Below are 25,020 nucleotides of genomic sequence, written 5' to 3'. Positions count from 1 at the left end.
CCTTTCAAGGCGATAAAAAAATAGTCTGCAAGGGGAACGGCACTCCATGAAATATCCACTACGTCCGTTGGTGTTCTGGCCAACTTTCCTGATTCTGCTGGCGGCGGTGATCGCCAGCTATATCGACCTGAATGCGTTCCTTGCGGTGAGCAAACAGCTCAATAACCTGATCCTGAAAAACTTCTCCTGGCTGTTCAGCGCCGGCTCGTTTGCCATGGTGGTGCTGACCGCGATTGTCTACTTCTCGGCACTGGGCAAAGTGCGTATCGGCGGTGAAGACGCCCAGCCGCTACTGAGCAAGTGGCGCTGGTTCATGGTGGCGCTGTGCACCACGCTGGCCGTCGGTGTGTTGTTCTGGACCACCGCCGAACCGCTCTACCACCTGTACGGTCCGCCCACCAGCCTGCCGATTGAAGCGGGCAGTTCGGCGGCGAAAAGCTTTGCGATGTCGACGATGTTCCTGCACTGGACCATCACCCCCTACGCCATCTACCTGGTGCCGTCCCTGGTGTTTGCGCTGGTGTTCTACAACCGCCGCAGCAATTTCTCGATTGGCGCGATGCTCGAACCCTTGCTGGGCGCGGCGCGGGTCAAGCGTTACGCCGGGCTGATCGACACCTTGGCGATGTTCGCTCTGGTCGCCGGCATGGCCTCGTCCCTGGGCACGGGTGCACTGACCCTGGCCGGTGGCCTGAGCCAATACATCGGCGGCGAAACCACGCCGTTCCGTTTGGCGATCATCATCGCAATCATCGTCATCACCTTTGTCGCCTCGGCCGCCAGCGGCCTGCAAAAAGGCATCGTGATGCTGTCCTCGTTCAACACCTGGATCATGCTGGCCCTGGGGCTGTTCGTGCTGTTGTGCGGGCCAACCCTGTACATGTTCAGCCTCGGTGTTGAATCCCTCGGCGTGTACCTCGACACCTTCTTCAGCCGCAGCCTGTTCACCGGCGCCGCCAGTGGCGACACCTGGCCGCAGAGCTGGACGGTGTTCTACTGGTCTGTGTGGTTTGCCTGGGCGCCGGTGAGTGCGCTGTTCCTTGGCAAGATCGGCCGTGGCTACACCGTGCGTGAGTTCATCCATATCAACATGCTGTTCCCGGCGCTGTTCACGGCGGTGTGGATCTGCATCTTCTCCGGCACCAGCCTGTACTTCGATGCGCTCGGCGATGGCAGCCTCAACCGCGTGCTCAACGAGCAGGGCGTGGAGCACGTGCTGTACCAGATGTTCCAGCAACTGCCGGCCAGCGGGTTGATGATCGCGTTCCTGCTGTTTGTCGCTTTCATCTCGTTTGTCACTGCGGCGGACTCCAGCACCGACGTGATCGCCAACCTGTGCAGCAAGGGCGTGACCGCCGATTCCGACCTCGACGGCAACCCGATGCTGAAGATTGTCTGGGGCGTGATCATCGGCACGGTGTCGTGGGTGATGGTGTCGTTTATCGGCATCGACGGGGTGAAGATGCTCTCCAATCTCGGCGGTTTGCCGGGGATGATCCTGGTGCTGCTGGCCAGTACCTCGCTGATCTTCTGGCTGAAAAACCCGGCGCTGCTCGATGTGAAAAACCTCAAGCCGGCCACCGATTCCGAGCTGCGCGGCGCCAGCCCCGCCGCCGAGTTCGCCCGCTAAATCCTGAAACCTGTGTGTCTCCTCACGCGCTCCCCAGAGAGCGCGGGGGAGCCGTTTGTTCGCAATAAAAGTTTGGAGTTACCGATGGAAATCGTTACCGAATTTGCCTACAAGGTCCGTGAAATCGAACACTGCCTGATCCCCCTGAAGGACGGCACCCAACTGGCCGCGCGCATCTGGCTGCCGGAAGTCGCCGGCCTGCAAACCTTTCCGGCGATCCTTGAATACTTGCCGTACCGCAAGCGCGACGGCACCGCTGTGCGCGATGCGCTGACCCACCCGTGGATGGCCGGGCAAGGCTATGTGTGCGTGCGTGTGGACATGCGCGGCAACGGCGAATCCCAAGGGCTGATGGCCGACGAATACCTGTTGCAGGAACAGGACGACGCCCTCGAAGTGATCGACTGGCTGTGCCAGCAGCCTTGGTGCGACGGCAACGTCGGCATGATGGGTATCTCCTGGGGCGGCTTTAACGGCCTGCAAGTCGCGGCGCGCCAGCCCGAGGCGCTGAAGGCGATCATCACCCTGTGTTCCACCGATGACCGCTTCGCCGACGACATCCATTACAAGGGCGGCAACCTGCTGATGGAGAACTTCGGCTGGGCCGCGACCATGCTCAACTTCAGCGCCGCCGTGCCCGATCCCTTGCTGGTCGGCGATGAATGGAAAACCCTCTGGCAGCAACGCCTGGACGCCATGCCGCTGCTCGCCGAAACCTGGTTGCAACACCAGACCCGCGATGATTACTGGCGCCACGGTTCAGTGTGCGAGGACTATTCGCAGATCAAGGCGGCGGTGTATGCGGTGGGCGGTTGGGGCGATGCCTACCGCAACACGGTCTCACGGCTGATGGAACACCTGCCGGGGCCGAAGAAAGCCATGATCGGCCCGTGGATTCACAAATACCCACACTTCGCCGTGCCGAATCCGGCCATCGGCTTCTTGCAAGAGGCCAAGCGCTGGTGGGATCACTGGCTGAAGGGCATCGATAATGGGGTGATGGATGACGCAGTCTGCACCTTTTACCTACAGGATCTTCTGCCGCCCCAGGGCAGCTACGCCGAGCGCCCGGGCATCTGGGTGCAGACGGCGGGCTGGCCTGATGCGCAGGTGCAGTGGACCGATTTCAGCCTGGGTGGCGGCGGCCTCAACCCCGGCACAGCGCCCTTGGCCGCCGCGCGCAGCATCTGCTCGCCGTTGACCACCGGCCTGCACCAGGGCGAGTACTGCGCCATCTGGTTTGGCCCCGACGGCCCTACGGATCAGCGCCGTGATGATGCGAATTCGCTGTGTTTCGACTCCCAGCCACTGAGCGAACCCCTCGCGTTGCTCGGCGATGCGCGCCTCACCTTGCGCCTGGCCAGTGACACCGCTTGTGGGCAACTGGTCGCACGCCTGAACGCCATCGCACCGGACGGGCAGGTCACGCAGATCAGTTACGGCGTGCTCAATCTCACGCTTCGCGAAGACTTTTCCCACGTATCGCCCGTAGTCCCGGGTGCACCGATGGACGTGCAGTTAAACCTCGACCACATCGGCATGCGCATCCCGGCCGGCCACCGTTTGCGCCTGGCCCTGAGCACCGCGAGTTTTCCGTTGCTGTGGCCGAGTCGCGAACTGACCACCCTGACCTTGTTGCCTGGCCTGCAACGCCTGCAACTGCCGGTGTTTACCGGCGAAGCGGTGGCGTGCCCGTTCGAAGCGCCGCAAGCCGCTCCGCCTGCCAATTTGGAAGTGCTGCGCGCCGCCGCACCGAAGCGCACCTTGATCGAAGACGTGGGCAGTGGCGAGGTCTGCGTGAAGATCGAAGACGACCTGGGTTCGGTGCGTTTTACCGACCACGGCCTGGCGGTCGACCAGCGTTGCACCGAGCAATACCGCACCTTGCCCTGGGACCCGTTGTCCACCCGCGCCGATATCGAGTGGCACTACCGGGTGGGTCGTGATGAATGGGCCGTTGAGGTGGAAAGCCGCCTGAGCGTGAGCGCCGATGCCGAGTGGTTCTACGTCGAAGCCGAGCAGACCGCCTGGGAAAATGGCCAGTTGGAACACCGCCGCCAGTGGAGCAAACGCGTGGCCAGGGTCGCGCTGTGAGTGGGCAACTGGCAGGATGCTTGCCCACGTGATCTCTGCGGGCCCGGGGCAACCCGGGCCTGACTCTGCCATTGGAATCTTTCATGTCGCGCCGAAACGTCGATCTTCCTCCGCTCAATTGCTTGCAGACCTTCGAAGCGGCCGCCCGGCATTTGAGCTTTACCCAGGCCGCCCATGAACTGAACCTGACCCAAAGCGCGGTCAGCCGCCAGGTCAAACGCCTGGAAGAAGACCTCGCCCGCCCGCTGTTTTATCGCCTGGCCCAGGGCCTTAGCCTCACGCCGGCCGGGGTGCGTTACTTCCGTACGATCCAGCGCCTGTTGCGCGAACTCGACCGTGAATCCGCCGAGTTGCGCCGGCGCGGTGCCGACCGCCAGTTGACCCTGGCCAGCACGCCGACCATCAGCTCAATCTGGCTGGCCGGCTTGTTGCCGGCGTTCCAGCGCGAACACCCGGACCTGGACATCCGCATCCTGTGCAGCGAAAGCCCTAGCCACCTGGATGTCAGCGAATATGACCTGGGCCTGTTCTACCACCTCGACGAACTGCCCGCGCCCCACGGCCTGGAGCTGTCGCCGGTGTTCGACAACGAACAGGTCATCACCGTGTGCAGCCCGGCTTATATAGAGCGCCACGGCCCGATTCACGACGTGCAACACCTGCTGCACGGCCACACATTGCTGATTGTGGAAGACCACTACCACGACTGGCTGACCTGGACCGACTGGTTCGCCGACGCCGACGCCCACTATCACACCCCGCGTCATGCGCTGCGTACCAACAGCTATCAACTCTTGATGCAGTCGGCGGTGATGGGCCACGGCGTGGCCCTCGGCTGGAAGAGCCTGCTCGCCGGCGAGTTGGACGCTGGGCGCCTGCAAATGGCCTTGCCCCACACCATGCACAGCCGTGGCCGCCTGCACCTGATGCAACCCCATCACCGCAACCCGCCCTCGGCGGCGCGCAGTTTTCGCCAATGGTTGCTGGCCCATGCCAGCCGCCTGAACAACCCTCTCTGAGCCATCATGAACCTGACTTTCCTGACCTTTCCCGCGCTGTACAGCGCGACCATTCTGATGCTCACCGGCAACGGCCTGTTTTTCAGCTTTATCGGCCTGCGCCTGAGCAGCGAGGGCATCAACGAGGTCTGGATCGGTGCGCTTACGGCGGCGTATTACGGCGGCATGGTGTGTGGCGCCAAGTTTGGCCACCGCATGATTGCCGGGGTCGGGCATGTGCGTTCGTATGTGGCGTGCGCCGGCGTCGCCACCATCATCGTGTTGCTGCATGTGTTGTTCGAACAGCTGGAATTCTGGCTGGCCCTGCGTTTTGTCATGGGCCTGGTGATGATGAACCAGTACATGGTCATCGAAAGCTGGCTCAACGAGCAGGCGGAAAACAACCAGCGCGGCGCGGTGTTCGCCGGTTACATGGTGGCGGTGTCGCTGGGCCTGATGCTGGGGCAGGGCGTGTTGATCTGGCGCCCGGAGCTGGATTTCAAGCCGCTGATCATCGTCGCAATCTGCTTCGCCGCGTGCCTGTTGCCGGTGACCATGACCAAGCGCCTGCACCCGGCCAAGCTGGTGGCGGCGCCGCTGGAAGTGGGGTTTTTCTGGCGACGGGTACCCCAGGCGCTGACCACGGTGTTTGTCACTGGCCTGATGGTCGGCGCGTTCTATGCGCTGGCCCCGGTGTTCGCCACGCGCAACGGCTTGAGCACCGCTGAGGCGAGTACCTTTGTCGCGGTGTCGATTTTTGCCGGGCTGTGCGGCCAGTGGCCCATCGGCTGGCTGTCGGACCGCATTGATCGCTCGCGCTTGATTCGCGCTTGCGCCCTGGCCTTGGGATTGGTGGTGATTCCACTCTGGGGCCTGGTGCAACTGCCCTATGCACTGCTGCTGGTGTTCGGTTTTCTCAGCGGCTTGCTGCTGTTCACCCTCTACCCGTTGGCGGTGGCGCTGGCCAATGACAACGTCGAACAACCGCGGCGTGTGCCGTTGAGCGCGATGATGCTCGCCACCCATGGCATCGGTGCCAGCCTGGGGCCAATGCTCAGCGGTGCGTTGATGAACAGCTACGGCCATGGCGCGTTCTACATGCTGTTCTCGGCCTGCGCGCTGCTATTGATCTGGCGGGTGCAGCCGAAAAAAGTCACCGGCGAATACCTCGTCGAAGGCGCGCCGTTACATCACGTGGCCATGCCTGAACATCCGATGGGGGCCGTGCTGGACCCACGGGTGGATGAGATCCCCGAGGAACTGGTGATCAGCGAACCGGTGCCCGATACCAAAGCCTGACGGCTACTTGGCTTTTTTCTTGCGCGGCTGGCGCGTGGCCAGGTGCTCGAAGCAAAAGGCGGCGGTGCCGAAGACGGCGATCAGGGTCAGTACGAGCATGCCGAGGGTTGAACTTTCCACGGTGAATTCCTACGTGATGGAGTAGGTGTTCACCGTAGAGGTGCGATGAAAGCGCCTCAATAGAGGCGACGCAATCCTTACGGCGCCGGGTTCATTGTTACGCAGTCTTTACGCGGTTCAGGCTGTTGGCGTCCGAGGAAGAGATAGACGATCACTGCCGTCAGCGCGGTGAACACGGCCAGCACTTGCAGCAAGGTATTGAACCCGGCGGTGTAGGCTGCGCGCAGTGTCGCTGTGGGAATTTGCCCCGTCTGTTGCAGATCACCCATGACCAGATGTTGCGCCACCCGTGACAGTGCTTCCGGCGCCAGGCTGCTGTCGAGGCTCAAGTGATGGGCCACCAGTGTGCTCAATACCGCCACGGTAATCGCCAGCGCCACGCCTTCGCCGGCCACGCGGGTGGTGTTGAAAATCCCCGCCGCCATGCCCGCTTGTTCCTTGGGTACCACGCTGATCGACAGGCCATCCATCAAGCCCCACGGCACCGCCGTGCCCAAGCCGATCAGCAGCAGGGCGGCGATCAGTTGACCGTGTGCGTCGGCGGGGAGGGTGCTCAACCGATAAAGGCCAGCGGCGGCGAGCAAAAATCCTACGGTGCACAGGCGACCGGCCGACACCCAGCGGGTCAACGACGCCGCCAGCATCGGTACCAGCAGCATGGGGGCTGACAGGGCAAGCATGCGCAGCCCCGCGTCGAACGCATTGAGGCCTTCGACGCCGATAAAGCGGATCGGCAGCAGCACCACCAACACGATAAAGCAGTAGCAGGTGCCGATTGGCAGGATCTGCACGCCGACAAAGCGCGGAAAACGCAACAACCGCAGCTCCAGCATCGGCTGTTTGGCGCGTGTTTCTACCCAGGCAAACACCCCGGCGAGCGCCACCGACACAACGAGCAATGCCTGGATCAACGGCGCGTTCCAGCCGCGCCCCGGGGCGAGGATCACGGCGCTGGTGAAAGCGATCAACAAAGCCGAGAACGCCAGTACACCGGGTATATCCAGATGCTGGGCGTGCGGATTGCGGCTTTCGCGCAGGTTCGGCACGGCAAACACCAGGGACACCAGCGCCAGCAGCGCGGTAAACAGAAAGATCCCGCGCCAGCCCATCCATTCGATCAACACGCCCGCCAGCAGCGGCCCGAACGCCAGGCCGACGCCAAACGTGGTGCCCAGCAGGCTGAACGCCCGCGTGCGCGCATGGCCGTCGAACTCCTGCGCCAGCGCGGCCGTGCCGCCGGCCAAGGCGGCAGCAGCGGCGATGCCTTGGGCGCCGCGCAGCAGGTCCAGCCAGAAGACGCTGGGCGCTACCGCCAGCAACAGGGAGACGCCGGCAAACAAGCCTATGCCTCCAATGAACAAACGCTTGCGCCCATAGCGGTCGGCGAGGGTGCCTGCGGCCATCAGCAGGCTGCCGAAACTGAGCATGAACGCATTGGTGATCCACGTCAGTTCAGTGGGTGTGGCGTCAAAGGCCCGGCCAATGAACGGCGTGGCCACGGCGCCGCCGGTAAAACTCATCGGCAAGACCAGTGCGGCGAGGCAAATCGCCGCGAGGATGGTGTAGCGATGGGGGTGCATGGCATCCGTCCTTTATCGTCCAGTTGAAGTCCTGATTAATCTATTCAGGATGCAATCGTAGATAAACAGGCTTACCTTCCACTGATAGCGGACAAAAAGGACGTAATGGATCAATGGACAGCCTGGGTGGTGTGATTTCCTTCGTTAAAACGGCAGAGGCCCTCAGTTTTGTCGCGGCGGCGCGGAGCCTGGGGATTTCCGCGTCGGCAGTCGGTAAAAACGTCGCCAAGCTGGAAGCGTCGCTGAATGTGCGGTTGCTGCAGCGCAGCACGCGCAAAGTCAGCCTGACGGCGGAGGGGCAATTGTTTTACGAGCGCTGTCGCAAAATCCTCGACGACTTGCAGGACGCGCAGGCCATGCTCTCCCATGTGGTCCAGCAACCCCGTGGCAAGCTGCGGGTGAGTTTGCCCACCATTGGTTATCGCTTCCTTATGCCGCACATGGCGGCGTTCCGCAGCGCTTACCCGGAGGTTGAGCTGGAGCTGGATTTCAACGACCTACTGGTGGATGTGATCGAGGAGGGCATCGATGTGGCGATCCGCAGCGGCGGCCTGGCGGATTCGAAGTTGATGGCGCGCCGGTTGGGGCCGTTCAGGTTTTTGCTATGTGCGTCGCCGGCGTATTTCCAGCGCCATGGCCGGCCGTTGGTGGTGAAGGATCTGGAACACCACGCCTGCCTGCGTTACCGGTTTGCCACCACCGGCAAAATCATGGACTGGACCCTGGCCGCCGACCCCGCATTCACCGGGCTAAGCCTGCCCACCGCAATGACCCTGAACAATATGGAAGCCATGCTCATGGCCGCCGTCGATGGGCACGGCATTGCCTTTGTCCCGGACTTTCTCGCCCGTGAGGCCTTGGCCCAGGGGCGCCTGCACAGCGTGTTGGATGAGCAGTGCAGCGATCAGGGACAGTTCTGGGCGTTGTGGCCGTCCAGCCGTCACCTGTCGCCGAAAATCCGCGTGTTCGTGGACTTTATTGCCGAGCGCCTGTTCCCCTCGAATTAAGGTGCGTTGCGGCTGTGGCGGTAATCGCTGACAGCCTCGTACACCGCTTTGCGCAACCGGTTGATACCGCCGATGGGGCGGTGCTGCGCAATGCCGAACCACGGGTTGAAGGACTGGTTGTCACACGCCAGGTTCTGCTCGGGGGTGTCGAAGTCCTGCGCCGGGATGCGAATTTTCGCCACGGTTTCGTAGGGCGCATCGCTCTCTTTCCACTCGATGCTGGTGTCTTCGATCGGCATGAATTTCTGCGGGTTCTGCCGCTGGATCTGCAACACAAAACAGGCCGCGACGCGGTCGGTGGACAGTTGCTGATTCAACGCGCTGCGCAGGAAGTTCGGCAGGTCCTGGTTCTGTTTCGGCAGCACGTATTGCGGGCAGTTCTGCGGATCGGGTGCGACACGGAACTTGGCATTCGCCGCGCCGAACTTGTAGGGCGAGACGGAAAAGTACGTGGTCTGCGTCGGGCTGGCCGGAGCCGGCGCCAGGGTGGCCAGGGCGATAAACAGGTGCCGCACTTGCCAACTGCGCGGGTCGACCTTGGGGAAGAACGCCAGCACCTTTTTGCCATCCGCCTGGGCGCCGATGTTCTGCGCGTACTCGGCTACATCGCTGACGAAAAAGTTCGGGTGGCTGAACATCACGAAGTCCTGTTCGCTGCGGCTTTGCTGGTCGGCCAGCAGTTGCTTGCCCGGCACATCCAGCAGCTTGAGGGCCATGCCGCGCGCATCGCGAATGCTGTCGAACTGCGGGTAGGCGTTGCCGTTGGACAAGCGCATCGTCGCCTGCCAGGTTTTGCCCGGCTCGGCGAACACACCTTGGCGCAGCGTCGGGTCGAGGTCCGTCAGCACGCTGACTTCGGCCTTTACGCAGCCATGGGCCTTGGCGTGGGCATCGCGCAGGTAGCGCGTGCCTTCACGGTGCTGGTCAACGATGCGCACGGCGGTCTGGATGATGCCTTGGGTCATGGCGGCTTCGCCTGCCGGAATCTGTTCATCCGGCGACACCGGGCCACTGTGTTGCCAGGCGTACCAGGCGGTGGCGCCGAGCCAGCCGAGCAGGCCGAGGCCCACCAGCCACAGGAGCGTCTTGCCGAGAAACGCGCCGATGCGCAGCCACAGGCGCGCGAGCAGGGAAGGGCGGTCGTAGGGGGATCGAATCATCATGGCAGTTGTTGCTCCAGCGGGCCGCCCAGCACTTTGAGGTATTCCAGCAGCGCCCAGCGTTCCTGTGGCTGCAAGCCACGGCCGATAACGCCATTGCCACGTTGGCCGGCACGGAATTCGTGGCCGCTGTTGTGGTTGCCGGTGATTTTGGTATCGAACAGGAAGGCGTTCTTGAACGCGCCGGTCTGAAAGCCCAGGTGGCGCGGGTCGTAGTCGAAGGTGCCTTTAAAGAAGGTGGTGCTGCGTTCGTCCTGGGGCGATAGCAATTGGTAGATCGTCGGCACCGAACCGTTGTGCAGGAACGGCGGCGTGGCCCACACGCCGGCCAGCGGTCGGGCCTTGTAGGCACGCAGTTCGCGTACGCCGATGGGCAGACCGTAGCCGTCCAGGCGTGGGCGTTCCGCCGGAGTGACGCCGGCAGCGCGGTAGGCGTGCTCTTCGACGAATGCGGTGACGTAGGCCAGGCCCTTGGCCACGGACATTTTTTTCAGGTCCAGGGGTTCGGTCGGCGTGGGGTGCAGTTGCACATTCAGCTGGGCCAGTTCGGCCGGGTCCCATTGCAGGGCGCTGAGGTCGTAGCGTTGGTCGGCGATGTTGTTGGCGGTGCCGGGGTCGGTGCCGATGTAGTCCACCGGGAGCATTTTCAGTTGCTGCACCGGGCGGCCGTTTTCCTGGGTGACGGCGGGGACGTGGCAGCCGGCGCAGTTTTCGGTGAAGAGTGCGCGGCCTTGGGCAGCGAGGGGCTTGTCCACCGCGCCGAACAGGTCTTCGGGCCAAGCCGGTGGCTTGAGGCGTTGCAGGGTTTCTTCGATCAGGTTGAGGTCGCGCACGCGTACGCTGGACGGGTAGCGCGCATCGCCTTGCAGGGGTTGGCCGGCGCTGTCGAAGAAGCTCAGGGTGGCACCGACGCCGAGGGCTTCGCCGATATTTCGTGCCATGGGTTGCTGGGCTGAACCGTTCCATTGCACCCAGTCGAAGGTCCAGATATCCCACAGTTGTGGGTAGTCCACCGGTGCGTTGGCGATGCGATAGTTATCCGGGGAAATCGCGTCGCCGAAGCTGGCGTTGGCGATGCGGCCGAACGCGTCGGTACGGCCGGGGCCTTCCTGGGTGGGGTAGAGGCCGCGGTGGGTGTCGTTCCAGGCGACTTTGAGGAAGGTGTTCAGCGACTGCTTGAAGTCCTGGCGCAGTTGGCTGTGCTCGGCGTCGTAGCGCTCGCCCAAGACCTGGCGGGCGAAGCGCTCGAATTTCCACGGGTTGTAATAGGTGGCGGTAAGGCTGGCGACGAGGGCCTGGCCGAAGCTGCCACCGCGCAGGGTCGGTACGCTGGACGGCAGCACATGCTGGGCCGAACCGCCATCGATGCGCAGGGCCTGGCCTTTGAAATGCAGCTCGCCGGTGTGGCAGGCGGCGCAGGTGATGTCCAGGTATTCGGCACTGTTGCCAGCGTTCTTGTGGCGGGCGAAACCCACTGGCAGGTTGCCGGGGTTTTGCGCGGTGGCGACTTGCTTGGGGTCCACCAGGAAGCCGAAGCGCGCCAGGTACTCGGGCGTGGCGAAACGCTGCTCGGAAAACGGCAGTTCGAGGGCGGTGAACCAGTCGTAGTGCAGGCCTTTGACCTGGGTGCCCTGGGGGGTGAAGTAATAAGTCTGGCGGTCGGCGGCACTCCATTGATCGCCATAGTGCACCTGCTGCACGGCCACGTAGTCCGGCAGCTTGGGGTTGACGATGTAATAGAGCACCACGGCCAGGACCAGCCCCAGTGCCGCGAGAATCAGCAGTAAAACACGGGAAAAAATGCGCAAGATAACTATCCTTGTCGAGTTGTCGCGTTGTTATGCCACTACGCCACAGGTGCGGCAAGTGGCCATGAGCCCGGAACAGGCGGTCCCGCGATCCTTCGCGGGCCCTTATCATGAATGAAAATGCGTTTAAACACGTGAACTTATCGTAAGTTTGTGGCTCACATGCCGGTAGCCATTGGTCGTGGCCGCCTGATAAGCTCGCGACTTTATTCGAATGCCCTTTTGGCGCATGAACAAGGAAATAGCATGAAACAGCATCGGTTGGCGGCGGCGGTGGCCCTGGTTAGCCTGGTACTTGCGGGTTGTGATTCGCAGACCAGCGTAGAGCTGAAAACCCCGGCGCAGAAAGCTTCCTACGGCATCGGCCTGAACATGGGCAAGAGCCTTGCCCAAGAAGGCATGGATGACCTGGACTCCAAGGCAGTAGCCCAAGGCATCGAAGACGCCGTCGGCAAGAAAGAGCAGAAGCTCAAAGACGACGAACTGGTTGAAGCGTTCGCCGCACTGCAAAAGCGTGCTGAAGAACGCATGACCAAGATGAGCCAGGAGTCGGCAACCGCCGGCAAGAAGTTCCTCGAAGACAACGCCAAGAAAGACGGCGTCGTCACCACCGCTTCCGGTCTGCAGTACAAGATCACCAAGAAAGCCGACGGCGCACAGCCTAAGCCGACTGACGTGGTGACTGTTCACTACACCGGCAAGCTCACCAACGGCACCACCTTTGACAGCTCCGTGGATCGCGGTAGCCCGATCGACCTGCCGGTCAGCGGTGTGATCCCGGGTTGGGTCGAAGGTCTGCAACTGATGCACGTGGGCGAGAAGGTCGAGCTGTACATTCCTTCCGACCTGGCCTACGGCGAGCAGAGCCCGAGCCCGGCGATTCCAGCCAACTCCGTGCTGGTTTTCGACCTGGAACTGCTGGCCATCAAGGACCCAGCCAAGGCTGAAGCCCCTGAAGCTCCTGAGGCACCAGCCGCCAAGAAGTAATCGGCGCCTGAACACACAACGCCCCGTCTCGACGGGGCGTTGTTGTTTGTGGACCTTGCAGAGTTGTATGTGTGGAAGCAGGCAAGCCAGCTCCCACAGATCCGAGCGAACGTCTGTAGCGGGCAACAGTCTGATATAACGTCCCGGTGTGGGTAGTCGTACAGCAACACCAAGTCAATGAAATATTGGGTTTTTTTTATGTGCGCAAAAAATGCCCGATCTGACTGAAAGCCTTGTAGTACGGGCGTTTCAGCCTGCAAAACAGGCTCTGTTCACAAGGTTATCCACAATTTGTGTGGATAACATTTCTGTTCGCCTGGAACTGGAGTGACCGATGAAACCACCCTTCAATTTCACCCGCTTCCTGCCCATGGCCGCACGTCTGCTGGGCCGTGGGCGTTTGCCTACGCTGCTCTTCGCGGTCGCCGCCAAGGGCTCAAGCCAGGGCAACCGTCTGGGCAAGCTCAAGGATGATCTCAAGTTACTCCAGGCCCTGTGCCTGGCTTACTGGCGCGGCGAATACCGGGCCATCAGCCCGAAGGCGCTGATCTCGGTGGTGGCGGGGCTGATGTATTTTCTCAGTCCGATCGATGCGATCCCGGACTTTATCCCGATGTTTGGCATGCTTGACGACATCGCCGTGCTGGCATGGGTCATGAAGACCCTGGACGGCGAACTGAGCGCCTTTCGTGCCTGGCGTGAGGCGCAGCGCCCGGAAAAGCTCGCGGTGGTTGAGCGACTGCCTGCGACGCCTGCGCTGCTGGCCAGGGAAAACCCGCAAAAAAACCAATGATGGTTATATCCCCCTACGACCTTTGTGACTGTTAGGATTACACTCCTAAGGAAAGAGCTTACTAAGTAAGTGCAGTTATCCTACGGGGCAGTCATGGATATTCAGATAATTTCACGCGATGGCGCACCCGAATACGCGGTGTTGCCATGGGATCAGTACCAGGCGCTGCTAAAAGCTGCCGGTCAGCAACAGCCCGCAACACCTTCTCCTGTTTCTCCTGCCCAAGCCGCACCGGCCCAGGACTTGCGCCCGCTCGCAGACCTGCGCGGCTTGCGCGAAGCCAAGGGCCTGGCGATTGAGACGCTGGCCCGCACCGTGGGCATCAGCCCGTCGTACCTTGGATTGATCGAAAGTGGTGAACGCCAGCCGGATGCCGCGATCCGCCGCAGCCTGGCCTGGGAATTGGGCGTTGCAGGTTGGAGGGATGAGTCTTGAGCCTACGTATCAGCCGTCAACATTGGGATGGGTTGCTCAACGAGCTGGACCAGGCGCGCCGCCAGCGCCATCTGCTGACGTACCGCGCGTTGCTGGAGCGCTTGCAGTTCCCCACGCCGGCCATGCAAACCCTGGCCGCCGCGCTGGAACACCTCGCGGCGCTGGACGCCAAGGCCGAGCAGCCGTTGCGCAGTTCCCTGGTGATCAGCCAGGGCGCCAGCCGCCTGCCGCGCACCGGCTTTTTTGAATGCGTGGAGCGCCTGGGGCGCTTCAGCGGGCCGTCCGACGGCGTGGCCGCCGCGTCCTGGCACGCGTCGGAGGTGGTGCGGGTGTTCGAGTACGAGTACCCGGAATCGGCCGAGGCCTAAACCTGCGGCACTGCCTCCATGCTGTCGATTACGTGGATGCTGTAGCCGGCCACGTCCTTGGCATGGTGCTTGGCCTGCGACGCCAACTCTGCCAACTGGCTGGCATCGAGTTGTCCACAGGCTTGTGGATACAAATGCACGACGCCGATGGAGAGTGACAGCAACGCAAACTCCTGGCGCACGCCCTGGCGGTTCAATGCCACGAAGCAGCCAGCGTCAAGGTGCTCGGCGCGGTAGAAACGCCGACATTGGGTGTGGAAGTCATCCAGCAGCTGATTGAGGCGCTTGCGCCAATCCTGCGGCCCCAACACCAGCAAAAAATCATCGCCACCGATATGCCCGACAAAGTCGCGGCTGGGATCAACCCGATCGTTCAGGCACTGTGCCAGGCACAACAACACCTCATCCCCACGCCCGTAGCCGTAGATATCGTTGAATGGCTTGAAGCTGTCGATATCCACGTAGCAAATCACCGATTCCCGCTGCTGTTGCAGCAGCCGCGTCAGGCACTGCTGGATCGGCACGTTACCGGGCAGCAAGGTCAGCGGGTTGGCGTAGCGCGCCTGCTGGATTTTCAGCTCAGTGATCAGCTTGAGTACGTCGATCACCCGGCCAAGGCCCAGGTAGTCGCCATTGAGGGTGATGATGAAGTCTTCTTCGATACGTTGCCGCGCGCGGCTGGTGAGCAGGCGGCTGACCTGTTGCAGCGACTGGCTCAACTCTACCGCGAGAAAATCATTGCTCATCAATCGGCTGATGGGCTTGCGCGCAAACAGGTCGGTGGCGAACGGCTTGAGCAGCGCATCCGACAGCGAATGCCGGTGGACGATGCCCACCGGGTGGCCGCGCCCGTCCAGCACCGCCAGGGAGTTGAGGTTGGCCTGGCGGCGGAACGCTTCCAGGACCTGGGCGGTGGCGGTGTCCTGGTCTACCGCCGGTTGTTCGTTGAGCAGGGCGCTGAGGTCGCTGCCTTCGTCGTTCAGGGCGACGTTGGCACTGTCGGGCTTGGGCAGCATCAAGCGCGCTTCCTGCGGCGGATGTTCCTGGGGACGACAGAGCAGATAGCCTTGCACCAGGTCCACGCCCATCTCGGTCAACACCGCCAGTTCCTCCGGCAACTCGATACCTTCGGCAATCACCTGGGCGCGTGAGGCCTTGGCGATTTGCAGGATCGAGCCGACAAACTCGCGCTTGAGTGCATCCTGATGAATGCCGTCGATAAAGTGCCGGTCAATCTTTACGTAATCCGGGCGCAGCTCCGACCACAAGCGCAGGCTGGAATAACCGGCGCCGAGGTCATCCAGGGCAATCGAAAAACCCATGTTGCGGTAGTGATGCAACGCGGTTTGCAGCAGGTCGAAATCGTCGGTAGGGGTTTGTTCGGTGAGTTCGATCACTACCTGGCTTGGCGCAATGCCGTAGTCGCGCAGCAATTGCAGGGTGCGCCCCGGCTGGTGCGCGGTCTCCATCAAGGATTCCGGCGAGACATTGAGGAACAGCATGCCCGGCAGCTTCTGTTCGTTGAAGCGCCGGCACGCGCTTTCGCGACAGGCCATTTCCAGTTCGCTGAGGCGCCCCGCCTGGCTGGCCACCGAGAACAGCGCGACGGGGGAGTGCAGCGGGCTGTTGGACGGGCCGCGGCTGAGGGCTTCATAGCCGAGGATGCGCCGTTCGGACAGGCAGATGATCGGTTGGAACAGGCTGTGCAAACTGCCTTGAGCCAGGATTGAGCCCAATGCATTCAGCTGTTCGGTCATGGTCATGGCGATCTCGATCGAAAAAAAAGGACCGCGGGCGGTAAGCCAGCGGTCCTTTATTTCACGACAGAATGATGTCTATATGATGACAGCTCGGGGAGCGGTCACATTAAATTGCCATCATTTACTGCTTGGCCACCTGTTTGGTGATTTTCAGGTAGTCCAGCAGGATCCGGCCAGTCTCAGCCATGTAGGCGTCGTCTTCCGGCTTGGTTTTGTCCGCCTCGGTTGGCAGCGCATCTTCATCTTCTTTCTTCAGCTCTTTGAGCGGGTCTTCGCCCTTGGCCTTGCGGCGAGCGTTTTCCAGCACCAGCTGTTGATTTTCGATGTCGGCATGCTGCTTGCGACGATCCACTTCGTTGAGGCTGACGGATTTTTCTTCCATCAGCTTCTTGGCCAGGGCCAGCTTGTCGCGGATAAACACGAACTCGGCATCCTTGGCGGAGCGTGTCTCGTGGTCAGCTTTCAATTGCGCCAGGAACGGTTTGAACGGGTCCGAGGCCGGTTTGATTGCCGGGCGGATGGTGTCCCACGGCATGGCTTCCGGCAGGGCGCTTTCGCCGATTTCCTTGGTGTCGATGATCGATGGGAAATCGATGTCCGGCAGTACGCCCTGATGCTGGGTGCTCTGCCCGGAAACCCGGTAGAACTTGGCCAGTGTCAGCTTCAGTTCGCCATGGTTCAGCGGCTGGATGGTCTGCACGGTGCCTTTGCCGAAGGTCTGGCCGCCGATGATCAGCGCGCGGTGATAGTCCTGCATGGCACCGGCGAAAATCTCCGAAGCCGACGCCGAGAGGCGGTTGACCAGCAACGCCATCGGCCCCTTGTAGAAGGCGCCTGGGTTCTCGTCTTCCAGCACGTCGACACGGCCGTCAGCGTTGCGTACCAACACGGTCGGACCTTTGTCGATAAACAGGCTGGTCAGCTCGGTGGCTTCCTGCAGGGACCCGCCGCCGTTGTTGCGCAGGTCGATGACCACGCCGTCGACTTTTTCCTTCTGCAGCTCTGTGAGGATTTTCTTCACGTCGCGGGTGGTGGACTTGTAGTCCGGGTCGCCAGCGCGGAAGGCCTTGAAGTCCAGGTAGAAGGCCGGGATCTCAATCACGCCCAGCTTGTAGTCCTTGCCATCCTGCTTGAGGTTGAGGACTTTCTTCTGCACGGCCTGGTCTTCGAGCTTCACCGCTTCACGGGTGATGGACACGATCTTGCTGGTCTGGTCGTTGGGCGCATTGGTGTGCGGAATCACTTCCAGGCGCACCACGCTGCCTTTCGGTCCACGGATCAGCTTGACCACTTCGTCCAGGCGCCAGCCGACCACATCGACCATCTCTTTGTCGGCCTGGGCCACACCGATGATCTTGTCAGCCGGGGCGACCTGCTTGGTCTTGTCCGCCGGACCTGCCGGCACCAGGCGCACGATCTTCACCTGGTCATTGTCGCTTTGCAGGACGGCACCGATGCCTTCCAGGGACAGACTCATATTGATATCGAAATTTTCCGCGTTATCTGGCGACAGATAATTGGTGTGCGGATCGTAGGACATCGCAAAGGTGTTGATGTAAGCCTGGAAGATATCTTCGGCACGGGTCTGGTCCAGGCGTGCCAGTTGATTCTTGTAGCGCTTGGTCAGCAGTTCCTGGATCGCCTTGGGCTCTTTGCCGGCGATCTTCAGGCGCAGCACCTCGTCCTTGACGCGTTTGCGCCACAGGTCGTCGAGGGCGGCGGTGCTGGTCAGCCAAGGGGCGTCCTTGCGGTCCACCAGAAGGGTTTCCTTCTCGGTGAAGTCGAGCTTGTCGACGCCTTTGTTCAGCTCGGCCAAGGCGAAGTCCAGACGCGCTTTGACGCGGTCCAGGTAACGCTTGTAGATGGTGAAGCCGGGCTGCAGGTCGCCGCTCTTGAGGAAGTCGTCGAACTGCGTCTTCCACTTGTCGAACTCAGCGATATCGCTGGCCAGGAAGTAGCTGCGCGACGGGTCCAGCAGCTTGAGGTAGCTGTCGTAGATGATCACTGAGCGTGCGTCGTCGAGCGGCGGCTTGCTGTAGTGATGGCGCTTGAGCAACTCGACAACGTTAAGGCTGGCAATCACCTCATCGCGATCCGGCTGAAGGTTGTCCCAGCTGTTGGCTGCGAACGTATTGGTCGACATCGACGCGAAGCCGAGACCAATGAAAAGAGCGAGTGCGGTGCTGGGGAACAAATGCTTCATGCTGATTCGACGCGGGGGCAATTGATAACGCATATTAGGCCGTCTTTGAGGGAGCCGGTTCCATATGGTCCGGTCGCATAATGCAAAAAGCCCGGCGATACAGCTACGGGCTCAGTCCAGACTCACTATGGAGGCACTGTGAAAGCATTGCAAGGCGTTGACGGTCACGTGGCGTGGTTGGAAGAAGCCAGTCCTACCTGCGATGTAGGCCAAGTTCGCATTCGTGTGGCGGCAGCGGGCCTGAATCGCGCCGATTTATTACAGCGTGCGGGGCTCTATCCGCCACCTCCGGGTGCCAGCGCCGTGTTGGGCCTGGAGTGTTCCGGGGTGATCAGCGAAGTGGGCGCGGGCTCGTCCTGGCAAGTCGGCGACCGCGTCTGCGCGTTGCTGGCCGGCGGCGGCATGGCCGAAGAGGTGGTGGTGGACGCGCGCCATGTGCTGCCGGTGCCGGAAGGCTTGTCGCTGGTCGAAGCGGCGGCGTTGCCTGAGGTATACAGCACGGCGTGGCTGAATCTGTTCCAGCTCGCGGCCCTCAAGCCCGGTGAGAAAGTGTTGCTGCATGCCGGCGCCAGTGGCGTGGGCTCGGCGGCGATCCAGCTGTGCAAGGCGTTTGGCAGCCCGTGCTGGGTCAGCGTGGGCTCGGTCGAGCGCCTGGCCTACTGCGAGGCCCTGGGCGCACAGGGTGGGGTGGTGCGTACCGATGGGATTGAAGGGCTGCGGGATTTCGGGCCGTTCGATGTGATCCTCGACCCGGTGGGTGGCGACTATGCGGCGCTGGACCTCAAGCTGCTGGCCCTGGACGGCCGTTGGGTGTTGATCGGTTTGATGGGTGGTCGCGAGGCCAAGCTGGACCTGGCGCAGGTGCTCGGCAAGCGCGTGCAGTTGCTGGGCTCGACCTTGCGCAGCCGCAGTGATCAGTTCAAGGCGGACCTGCTCAGTGACTTGAGCCAGCATGTGTGGCCGTTGTTTGTTGAAGGACGCCTGAGCCCGCAATTGGCCAAGACGTTCCCGATCAAGGATGCCGAGGCGGCGTTTGCCGAGCTGGCGACCAATCAGATTTCCGGGAAGCTTGTGTTGGTGATCGATGAAAGCCTGACCTGATTCCAGCTTGAAATGCGGTCAATGTGGGAGCTGGCTTGCCTGCGATAGCGGTGTGTCAGATGAAGAATTCTTCACTGATGTACCGCTATCGCAGGCAAGCCAGCTCCCACAGTTGATTGGGTTTTCAATTCAGAGGAGGGGTGATCAGACCCAGTGGTGGATTGGCCAGCCAGCTTGTTCCGCATGGGCACGTAACACTGGATCGGGGTTCACCACCTGCGGATGATCCACCTTCAACAACAACGGCAGATCATTGCGCGAATCCGAATAGAAATACGCCCCCTCCAACGTCTCACCTTCCTGCTCCAACCATTCCAGCAAGCGCGTGATCTTGCCCTCACGGTAAGTCAGCACACCCACGGTACGCCCGCTGTACACGCCATGGCTGACGTCCAGCTCGATCCCCAACACTTCATCAATGCCGATCCGCGCCGCGATCGGCTTGACCAGGTGGACGCCGGACGCCGAGATCACCAGGATCCGATCGCCATTGGCCCGATGGCGGGCGATGGTCTTGGTGGCGTCGCTGTAGATCAGCGGCTCGATCACGTCCTCGACCCACGGTTCCACCAGGTGTTCGATTTCCGCCGGTGTGCGGCCGATCATCGGCTCCAGGCTGAAATCCATGAAGTCTTCCATCTTGAGTTCGCCCCGGCTGTAGGCGGCCATCAGCTCATGGTTCTTGCGCATGAACGACTCCGGGTCTACCCAGCCCAGGCGGCCCATCTGCTCGCTCCACAGGGTGGCGCAGTCGCCGTGGATAAGGGTGTCGTCCAGATCGAAAATTACCAATGCCATCCGTCATGCTCTCTGAAATAAAACGTTGCGTCAGGCTACTTCACACAGGGCGCTTGGGTCGATGGAAAGTGCCAGGCGTTGCCCATCCGGGTGCAGGTCGTCGGCCGAGCGGTTGAGCACGTCCACCACCAGTTCCACACCACGCGCTTCGATGCGGTAGCGGATCACGTTGCCCAGCAGGCTGTGGCTGCGCACCAGCGCGTCCAGTTCGCCGTTGCGGCTCAGTTCGATGGCTTCCGGGCGGATCGCGATACGGCTGTTGATCGGGCGTTGCAGCAGCAGGCTGGCCTTGTCGGCGTCCAGCAGGTTGTAGTTGCCGATAAAGCCGGCCGCGAACACATCCACCGGCGCGGTATACAACGTCTCGGCATCGCCGCTCTGCACGATCTTGCCCTGGTTCATCAGGAAGATGCGGTCGGACATGGTCAGGGCTTCTTCCTGGTCATGGGTCACGAAGATCGTGGTCAGCCCCAGCTCGCGCTGGATCTGGCGGATCTGTTCACGCAGGTGCTTGCGGATCCGCGCATCCAGCGCCGACAGTGGCTCATCCAGCAACAGCAGGCGCGGGCGGGTCACCAGGGAGCGGGCGAGGGCCACGCGCTGGCACTGGCCACCGGACATCTGGTGCGGGTAGCGGCTGGCGAGGTCCTTGAGTTCCACCAGTTGCAGCACTTCCTGCACACGCTGGTGGCTATCGTCGGCGTTGACCTTTTGCATGCGCAGGCCGAAGGCGACGTTTTGTTCCACGGTCATGTTGGGGAACAGTGCATAGCTCTGGAACACCATGCCGATGTGACGTTTCTGCGGGCTCAGTGGGACGATGTCCTGGCCATCCAGCAGAATTTTCCCACTGTCTACCGAGGTCAGCCCGGCGATGCAACGCAGCAGCGTGGACTTGCCGCAACCGGATGGACCGAGCAGGGTGACGAACTCGCCCTTGGCGATCTCGCAGTTGATATCACTGAACACCGGGGTGCCGGCGTAGCCTTTTTGCAGGTGTTGGACGCTGACGAAGCTCATTGGCTTTTGTCCTTGTTCAAGATATTGGCGGCCCAGGTCAGCACCAGCACAAAGAAGAAGTAGGAAATCACGACGGCGCTGGTGAAGTGGCCGCTGCTGTTGCGCATGTTGTTGAGGTACACCTGCAGGGTTTCGTAGCGGGTGCCCACCAGGATGTTGGCAAACACGAACTCACCGAACAGGAACGAAAACGACAGCAGCAGCGCCACCATCAGGCCTTTGCGCAGGTTTGGCAGCACGACGAAAATCGCCGCCTGCCAGGTGCTGGCGCCGAGCAGTTGGGAGGCATCCATCAGGTCGCGCAGGTTGATGGCTTGCAGGTTGTTGGTGATCGCCCGGTACATGAACGGCAACGCCACGGTGAAGTAGCAACCGATCAGGATCCACGGCGTGCCCACCATTGCCAACGGCCCGGAACCGTACAGTTGCAACAGGCCCACCGACGACACCACCGGCGGCACCGCGAAGGGCAGCAGGATCAGGATGTTCATCAGCGCGTCAAGCTTGGGGAAGTGGTAATGCACCACAAACAGCAGCGGCAGGATCAGCACCACCGACAGGATCAGCGCACCCACGCACACCAGCAACGACTGCCCGAAGGCCATCAGGAAGCGCGGGTCGCTCCACAGTTGCACGTACCATTTCACCGTAAAGCCGGCGGGCAGGATGGTCGCCGACCAACTGCTGGCGATGGAGTAAACGAAGGTGCCCACCAATGGCAGCACGAGGATTGCAAACAACAGCCACACCACCACCCGATGGTAGAGGGCGGCCGGGCCGGCTTCAGCGCGAGACATGGTAGCTCCTCTTGAGCAGCAGTTGATGGACCACGGTGACCACGGTCATCAGCGCCACCAGCACCACGGCCAGGGCGCTGGCCATGTTCGGGTCGAGGGACACATCGCCGGAGACCAGGCCCGCAATGCGGATCGGCAGTACGTTGAAGTTGCCGGTGGTCAACGCGTACACCGTGGCGTAGGCACCGAGGGCATTGGCCAACAGGATCACGAAGGTGCCGAGCAAGGCCGGCGTGAGCACCGGCAAGCCGATATGCCGCCAGAACTGCCAGCCATTCGCGCCGAGCAGCGCGGCCGACTCCCGCCAGTCTTCGCGCAGCGCGTCAAAGGCCGGATAGAGCAACAGCACGCCCAGCGGAATCTGGAAGTAGGTATAGAGGATGATCAACCCGGTCTTGGAGTACAGGTTGAAGTCCTGAATGATCCCGGCCTGCTTGAGCATCAGGGTGATGCTGCCGTTGAAACCCAGCAGGATGATGAATGCGAAGGCCAGGGGCACGCCGGCAAAGTTGCTGGTCATGTTGGCGAACGCGGTAACGAAGTTGCGCAGCGGCGAATCCACCCGGCGCAGCGAGTAACTGCCGAGCGTGGCGATGATGATGCCGAAGATGCTGGAGTAGAAACTGATCTCCAGGCTGAACTGGATCGCTTGCAGGTAGAACTTCGAGCTGAAGATGCGCACGAAGTTTTCCACGCCCCAGCCGGCCTCTTCGGTTTGCAGGCTGTTGATCAGCACCCACACCAGTGGGGCGATTTCAAACACGATAAAGAACAGCGCGAAAGGCACTAGGCACAACAGCGCCAGCCATTTGCCACGGATCATTTCAACAGCTCCCGGCACACAGGTTTGTCGTGGGGCACGCCCAGCAATTCGCAGACAGTGCCGCACAGTTCGGTCTGTTTCGGCGCGGCGTTGGCGTCCAGGCTGAACCCATCGCCGAGGACAAACAGCGGTACTTCGCGTTCCTCCGGCAACAGGCCGTTGTGGGAACGGTCGTTGTTCATGCCGTGGTCGGCGGTGACCAGCACCTGGTAGCCGGCGTCGAGCCAGGCTTGCAGGTAGTCGGCCAGGATGATGTCGGCCGAGCGCGCGCTGTTGCGGTATTGCGCGGTGTCGAGGCCGTGCTTGTGGCCGGCGTCGTCGATGTTCATCGGGTGCACCACCAGGAAGTTCGGCGTGTGTTTGCGGCGCAGGCTTTCGGCGTCGGCAAACAGGTGGGAGTCCGGGTAGTGGTCATTCCAGTAGAAATGCCCGTGCTGGATCGCCAGGGCCTTGTCGTCGGTATGACGGTCACGGGCGGCGAGGAAGGGCGTGCGGTTATACAACTCGCTGACCCAGTGGTAAGCCGCCGCCGCCGTGGTGAGGCCGGCGTCGGTGGCGTAATGGAAAATGCTGCGCTGGTTGGACAGGCGCGAGACATTGTTGTGCACGATGCCGCTGTGGATCGGTGGCACGCCGGTGAGGATGCATTCATACAGCGGGCGGGACAGGGCGGGCAGTTCACATTCCAGCTTGTAGAGGGCTGCGCGTCCTGCGCCGACATAGGCCTGCAAGTGCCCCATGGCGTGCCGGGCAACCTCGAAATTCAGGCCGTCGAGCACGACAAGGATGACATTGTGCTTCATGGGGGGAGGCGCTCCGCAACAGATGGACTTGGTTCAATTTTCCTAAAGAAACGGGATCAAAAATGTGGGAGCGGGCTTGCTCGCGAATGCGGTCTGTCAGTGACTGATGTGCTGTCTGATACACCGCATTCGCGAGCAAGCCCGCTCCCACATTGGATCTCCAGTGGAGTTCCAATGTGGGTGACCCTGTTACTTCATCTCTACGATGACTTGCTCATTCCACAACTGAGGCAGCTTCTTGGCTGTCGCTTCCCAGGCATCGGCATCCTTGATCGGTTGCGGGTTGGCCTTGGTGTACTGCTCGCCCGGGATCAGGTTCTTGGCGATATCAGCCGGCAGTTTCAGGTCGGTTTCCGCACGGATCGGGCGTGCATTGCCCTTCGCCAGGTTGAGCTGGCCGGCATCGCTGAAGATGTATTCGCGGGTCAGCTTGGCGGCGTTCGGGTGCTTGGCGTGTTTGTTGATGATGGTGGTGTAGCCGGATTTCACCGAGCCATCCGACGGGATCAGCACCACGTAGTCATCCGGGTTGGCCATCTTGGCCTTGTAGCTGAGGCCGTTGAAGTCCCAGACCACGCCTACTTCGATTTCGCCTTTTTCCAGGGTGGCGATGGTCGGGTTGGACAGGCCGAGGCGACCTTGCTGGGCAATCTTGGTGAAGAACTGCAGGCCAGGTGCGATGTTCTTTTCGTCGCCTTTGTTGGCGATGGCCGCAGCCAGTACACCGTTGGCCGCCTGGGCCGCGGTGCTTACATCACCGATGGAGACTTTGTACTTGCCGGTTTGCAGGTCAGCCCAGCTGGTGGGCACTTCGGAGCCGTGCAGCAGTTTCTTGTTGATGATGAAGGCGATGGTGCCGGTGTAGGCCAGGGCCCAGTGACCGTCTTTGTCTTTTGCCCAATCCGGCACTTGGGCCCAGGTGGACGGTTTGTACGGCTGGGTCACGTCCTGTTTCACCGCAATCGGGCCGAAGGCCGCGCCGACGTCGCCGATGTCGGCGCTGGCGTTGTCTTTTTCAGCCTTGAACTTGGCGATTTCCTGGGCCGAGCTCATGTCGGTGTCGATGTGCTTGAGGCCGTAGGTCTTGGCCAGGTCTTCCCAGGTGCCTTTCCAGTTGGCCCAGTCATCGGGCATGCCGACGCTGTTGACGGCGCCTTCCGCTTTCGCGGCGGCTTCCAAGGTTTTTAGATCGGTATCAGCGGCCATGGCGGCGGTGCACATGGCAATGGTCGAGCCTAACAGTGATGCCAGGAAAAGCTGTTTCATCCGAAGCTCCTTTGGGCGTTTTCAACGCTGCGTTTTTGTCGACGTTTGCGGTGGTGTTGGTCTAGGTCAGCAATACCTGAGCCAATCTAGGCCCGGTGGATGACAGTTTCATGTCGATGTCGTTTTTAAATCGCTGATGTCGCTCAGCTCAGAGTGAGCGTAGACCATGC

At 61.5% G+C, this 25,020-nt stretch carries 21 protein-coding genes; 10 read left to right on the top strand and 11 right to left on the bottom strand.

The annotated features are described in order from the left end of the window. The first annotated feature begins 46 nt into the window (after window positions 1-46). The 4 genes from DBR46_RS05060 to DBR46_RS05045 all read left to right on the top strand — a co-directional run bounded on the left by DBR46_RS05060 (window position 47) and on the right by DBR46_RS05045 (window position 6,021). Complete coding sequence (locus tag DBR46_RS05060) at window positions 47-1,630, top strand: BCCT family transporter (RefSeq protein WP_124525269.1); 1,584 nt, start codon at window positions 47-49, stop codon at window positions 1,628-1,630. An 84-nt stretch (window positions 1,631-1,714) separates the two neighbouring features. Further along, a complete protein-coding gene (locus DBR46_RS05055; protein WP_124525268.1) occupies window positions 1,715-3,724 on the top strand; it encodes a CocE/NonD family hydrolase in 2,010 nt (669 codons plus the stop codon). 83 nt (window positions 3,725-3,807) lie between these two features. Next, a complete protein-coding gene (locus DBR46_RS05050) occupies window positions 3,808-4,743 on the top strand; it encodes a LysR substrate-binding domain-containing protein (RefSeq protein WP_124525267.1) in 936 nt (311 codons plus the stop codon). Window positions 4,744-4,749: 6 nt separating this feature from the next. Continuing rightward, window positions 4,750-6,021: an MFS transporter gene (locus DBR46_RS05045; protein WP_124525266.1), complete on the top strand. Its 1,272-nt coding sequence runs from the start codon at window positions 4,750-4,752 to the stop codon at window positions 6,019-6,021. Window positions 6,022-6,218: 197 nt separating this feature from the next. On the opposite strand, the gene DBR46_RS05040 is transcribed toward DBR46_RS05045, so the two are convergent. Further along, window positions 6,219-7,721, bottom strand: a complete 1,503-nt coding sequence (locus DBR46_RS05040) for an MFS transporter (RefSeq protein ID WP_124525265.1) — start codon at window positions 7,719-7,721, stop codon at window positions 6,219-6,221. 113 nt (window positions 7,722-7,834) lie between these two features. On the opposite strand from DBR46_RS05040, the gene DBR46_RS05035 reads away from it, so the two are divergent. Beyond that, window positions 7,835-8,728, top strand: coding sequence for a LysR family transcriptional regulator (locus tag DBR46_RS05035; RefSeq protein ID WP_124525264.1), 894 nt, complete (start codon window positions 7,835-7,837; stop codon window positions 8,726-8,728). Here DBR46_RS05035 and DBR46_RS05030 read toward each other — a convergent pair. Together DBR46_RS05030 and DBR46_RS05025 are read right to left on the bottom strand one after the other, a co-directional pair. Further along, a complete protein-coding gene (locus DBR46_RS05030) occupies window positions 8,725-9,891 on the bottom strand; it encodes a catalase family protein (RefSeq protein ID WP_124525263.1) in 1,167 nt (388 codons plus the stop codon). The genes DBR46_RS05035 and DBR46_RS05030 overlap by 4 nt on opposite strands. Beyond that, on the bottom strand, window positions 9,888-11,696 hold the full coding sequence (locus tag DBR46_RS05025; RefSeq protein WP_124525262.1) for a di-heme-cytochrome C peroxidase: 1,809 nt from the start codon (window positions 11,694-11,696) through the stop codon (window positions 9,888-9,890). Before DBR46_RS05025 ends, DBR46_RS05030 begins: the two co-directional genes overlap by 4 nt. A gap of 246 nt (window positions 11,697-11,942) precedes the next feature. Between DBR46_RS05025 and DBR46_RS05020 the strand changes: the two genes are divergently transcribed. The 4 genes from DBR46_RS05020 to DBR46_RS05005 all read left to right on the top strand — a co-directional run bounded on the left by DBR46_RS05020 (window position 11,943) and on the right by DBR46_RS05005 (window position 14,279). After that, window positions 11,943-12,683, top strand: a complete 741-nt coding sequence (locus tag DBR46_RS05020) for an FKBP-type peptidyl-prolyl cis-trans isomerase (protein ID WP_124525261.1) — start codon at window positions 11,943-11,945, stop codon at window positions 12,681-12,683. Between the two features lie 334 nt (window positions 12,684-13,017). Continuing rightward, window positions 13,018-13,476: a YkvA family protein gene (locus tag DBR46_RS05015; protein WP_017734808.1), complete on the top strand. Its 459-nt coding sequence runs from the start codon at window positions 13,018-13,020 to the stop codon at window positions 13,474-13,476. 93 nt (window positions 13,477-13,569) lie between these two features. Next, window positions 13,570-13,911: a helix-turn-helix transcriptional regulator gene (locus DBR46_RS05010; protein ID WP_124525260.1), complete on the top strand. Its 342-nt coding sequence runs from the start codon at window positions 13,570-13,572 to the stop codon at window positions 13,909-13,911. Beyond that, the gene (locus DBR46_RS05005) at window positions 13,908-14,279 is read left to right on the top strand and encodes a hypothetical protein (protein WP_005786715.1); all 372 of its coding nucleotides are present in this window, start codon (window positions 13,908-13,910) and stop codon (window positions 14,277-14,279) included. Before DBR46_RS05010 ends, DBR46_RS05005 begins: the two co-directional genes overlap by 4 nt. Here DBR46_RS05005 and DBR46_RS05000 read toward each other — a convergent pair. Next, window positions 14,276-16,042: a bifunctional diguanylate cyclase/phosphodiesterase gene (locus DBR46_RS05000; RefSeq protein WP_124525259.1), complete on the bottom strand. Its 1,767-nt coding sequence runs from the start codon at window positions 16,040-16,042 to the stop codon at window positions 14,276-14,278. The genes DBR46_RS05005 and DBR46_RS05000 overlap by 4 nt on opposite strands. 118 nt (window positions 16,043-16,160) lie before the next feature. Continuing rightward, window positions 16,161-18,242, bottom strand: coding sequence for a carboxy terminal-processing peptidase (locus DBR46_RS04995; RefSeq protein WP_177414000.1), 2,082 nt, complete (start codon window positions 18,240-18,242; stop codon window positions 16,161-16,163). A 138-nt stretch (window positions 18,243-18,380) separates the two neighbouring features. Here DBR46_RS04995 and DBR46_RS04990 point away from each other — a divergent pair, with 138 nt between their 5' ends. Then, window positions 18,381-19,343 (top strand): zinc-binding dehydrogenase, encoded by a 963-nt coding sequence (locus tag DBR46_RS04990; protein ID WP_124525257.1) that lies wholly within the window; start codon window positions 18,381-18,383, stop codon window positions 19,341-19,343. Between the two features lie 144 nt (window positions 19,344-19,487). Here the strand turns inward: DBR46_RS04990 and DBR46_RS04985 are convergent, their stop codons facing one another. From DBR46_RS04985 to DBR46_RS04960, 6 genes are all read right to left on the bottom strand, one after another. Beyond that, window positions 19,488-20,141, bottom strand: a complete 654-nt coding sequence (locus DBR46_RS04985; protein WP_124525256.1) for an HAD family phosphatase — start codon at window positions 20,139-20,141, stop codon at window positions 19,488-19,490. A 30-nt stretch (window positions 20,142-20,171) separates the two neighbouring features. Continuing rightward, on the bottom strand, window positions 20,172-21,161 hold the full coding sequence (locus tag DBR46_RS04980) for an ABC transporter ATP-binding protein (RefSeq protein ID WP_017734814.1): 990 nt from the start codon (window positions 21,159-21,161) through the stop codon (window positions 20,172-20,174). After that, window positions 21,158-21,958 carry an ABC transporter permease gene (locus DBR46_RS04975; RefSeq protein WP_017734815.1) on the bottom strand — a complete coding sequence of 267 codons (801 nt, stop codon included), beginning with the start codon at window positions 21,956-21,958 and terminating at the stop codon, window positions 21,158-21,160. The genes DBR46_RS04980 and DBR46_RS04975 overlap by 4 nt, the downstream gene beginning before the upstream one ends. Continuing rightward, on the bottom strand, window positions 21,945-22,781 hold the full coding sequence (locus DBR46_RS04970; protein ID WP_124525255.1) for an ABC transporter permease subunit: 837 nt from the start codon (window positions 22,779-22,781) through the stop codon (window positions 21,945-21,947). The genes DBR46_RS04975 and DBR46_RS04970 overlap by 14 nt, the downstream gene beginning before the upstream one ends. Continuing rightward, window positions 22,778-23,584 (bottom strand): alkaline phosphatase family protein, encoded by an 807-nt coding sequence (locus DBR46_RS04965; RefSeq protein ID WP_124525254.1) that lies wholly within the window; start codon window positions 23,582-23,584, stop codon window positions 22,778-22,780. The genes DBR46_RS04970 and DBR46_RS04965 overlap by 4 nt, the downstream gene beginning before the upstream one ends. Before the next feature lie 189 nt (window positions 23,585-23,773). Further along, window positions 23,774-24,850, bottom strand: a complete 1,077-nt coding sequence (locus DBR46_RS04960) for an ABC transporter substrate-binding protein (protein ID WP_124525253.1) — start codon at window positions 24,848-24,850, stop codon at window positions 23,774-23,776. Window positions 24,851-25,020: the final 170 nt, after the last annotated feature.

Origin of the sequence: Pseudomonas sp. KBW05 (genome assembly GCF_003852405.1) — a bacterium.
Lineage (GTDB): Bacteria > Pseudomonadota > Gammaproteobacteria > Pseudomonadales > Pseudomonadaceae > Aquipseudomonas.
This window is presented reverse-complemented; position numbering and strand designations above follow the sequence as displayed.

Bases quoted from the DNA above. Each gene is read 5' to 3' on its own strand.
- DBR46_RS05060 (WP_124525269.1), top strand. From the start codon at position 47: ATGAAATATCCACTACGTCCGTTGGTGTTCTGGCCAACTTTCCTGATT.
- DBR46_RS05055 (WP_124525268.1), top strand. From the start codon at position 1,715: ATGGAAATCGTTACCGAATTTGCCTACAAGGTCCGTGAAATCGAACAC.
- DBR46_RS05050 (WP_124525267.1), top strand. From the start codon at position 3,808: ATGTCGCGCCGAAACGTCGATCTTCCTCCGCTCAATTGCTTGCAGACC.
- DBR46_RS05045 (WP_124525266.1), top strand. From the start codon at position 4,750: ATGAACCTGACTTTCCTGACCTTTCCCGCGCTGTACAGCGCGACCATT.
- DBR46_RS05040 (WP_124525265.1), bottom strand. From the start codon at position 7,721: ATGCACCCCCATCGCTACACCATCCTCGCGGCGATTTGCCTCGCCGCA.
- DBR46_RS05035 (WP_124525264.1), top strand. From the start codon at position 7,835: ATGGACAGCCTGGGTGGTGTGATTTCCTTCGTTAAAACGGCAGAGGCC.
- DBR46_RS05030 (WP_124525263.1), bottom strand. From the start codon at position 9,891: ATGATGATTCGATCCCCCTACGACCGCCCTTCCCTGCTCGCGCGCCTG.
- DBR46_RS05020 (WP_124525261.1), top strand. From the start codon at position 11,943: ATGAAACAGCATCGGTTGGCGGCGGCGGTGGCCCTGGTTAGCCTGGTA.
- DBR46_RS05015 (WP_017734808.1), top strand. From the start codon at position 13,018: ATGAAACCACCCTTCAATTTCACCCGCTTCCTGCCCATGGCCGCACGT.
- DBR46_RS05010 (WP_124525260.1), top strand. From the start codon at position 13,570: ATGGATATTCAGATAATTTCACGCGATGGCGCACCCGAATACGCGGTG.
- DBR46_RS05000 (WP_124525259.1), bottom strand. From the start codon at position 16,042: ATGACCATGACCGAACAGCTGAATGCATTGGGCTCAATCCTGGCTCAA.
- DBR46_RS04995 (WP_177414000.1), bottom strand. From the start codon at position 18,242: ATGAAGCATTTGTTCCCCAGCACCGCACTCGCTCTTTTCATTGGTCTC.
- DBR46_RS04985 (WP_124525256.1), bottom strand. From the start codon at position 20,141: ATGGCATTGGTAATTTTCGATCTGGACGACACCCTTATCCACGGCGAC.
- DBR46_RS04980 (WP_017734814.1), bottom strand. From the start codon at position 21,161: ATGAGCTTCGTCAGCGTCCAACACCTGCAAAAAGGCTACGCCGGCACC.
- DBR46_RS04975 (WP_017734815.1), bottom strand. From the start codon at position 21,958: ATGTCTCGCGCTGAAGCCGGCCCGGCCGCCCTCTACCATCGGGTGGTG.
- DBR46_RS04970 (WP_124525255.1), bottom strand. From the start codon at position 22,781: ATGATCCGTGGCAAATGGCTGGCGCTGTTGTGCCTAGTGCCTTTCGCG.
- DBR46_RS04965 (WP_124525254.1), bottom strand. From the start codon at position 23,584: ATGAAGCACAATGTCATCCTTGTCGTGCTCGACGGCCTGAATTTCGAG.
- DBR46_RS04960 (WP_124525253.1), bottom strand. From the start codon at position 24,850: ATGAAACAGCTTTTCCTGGCATCACTGTTAGGCTCGACCATTGCCATG.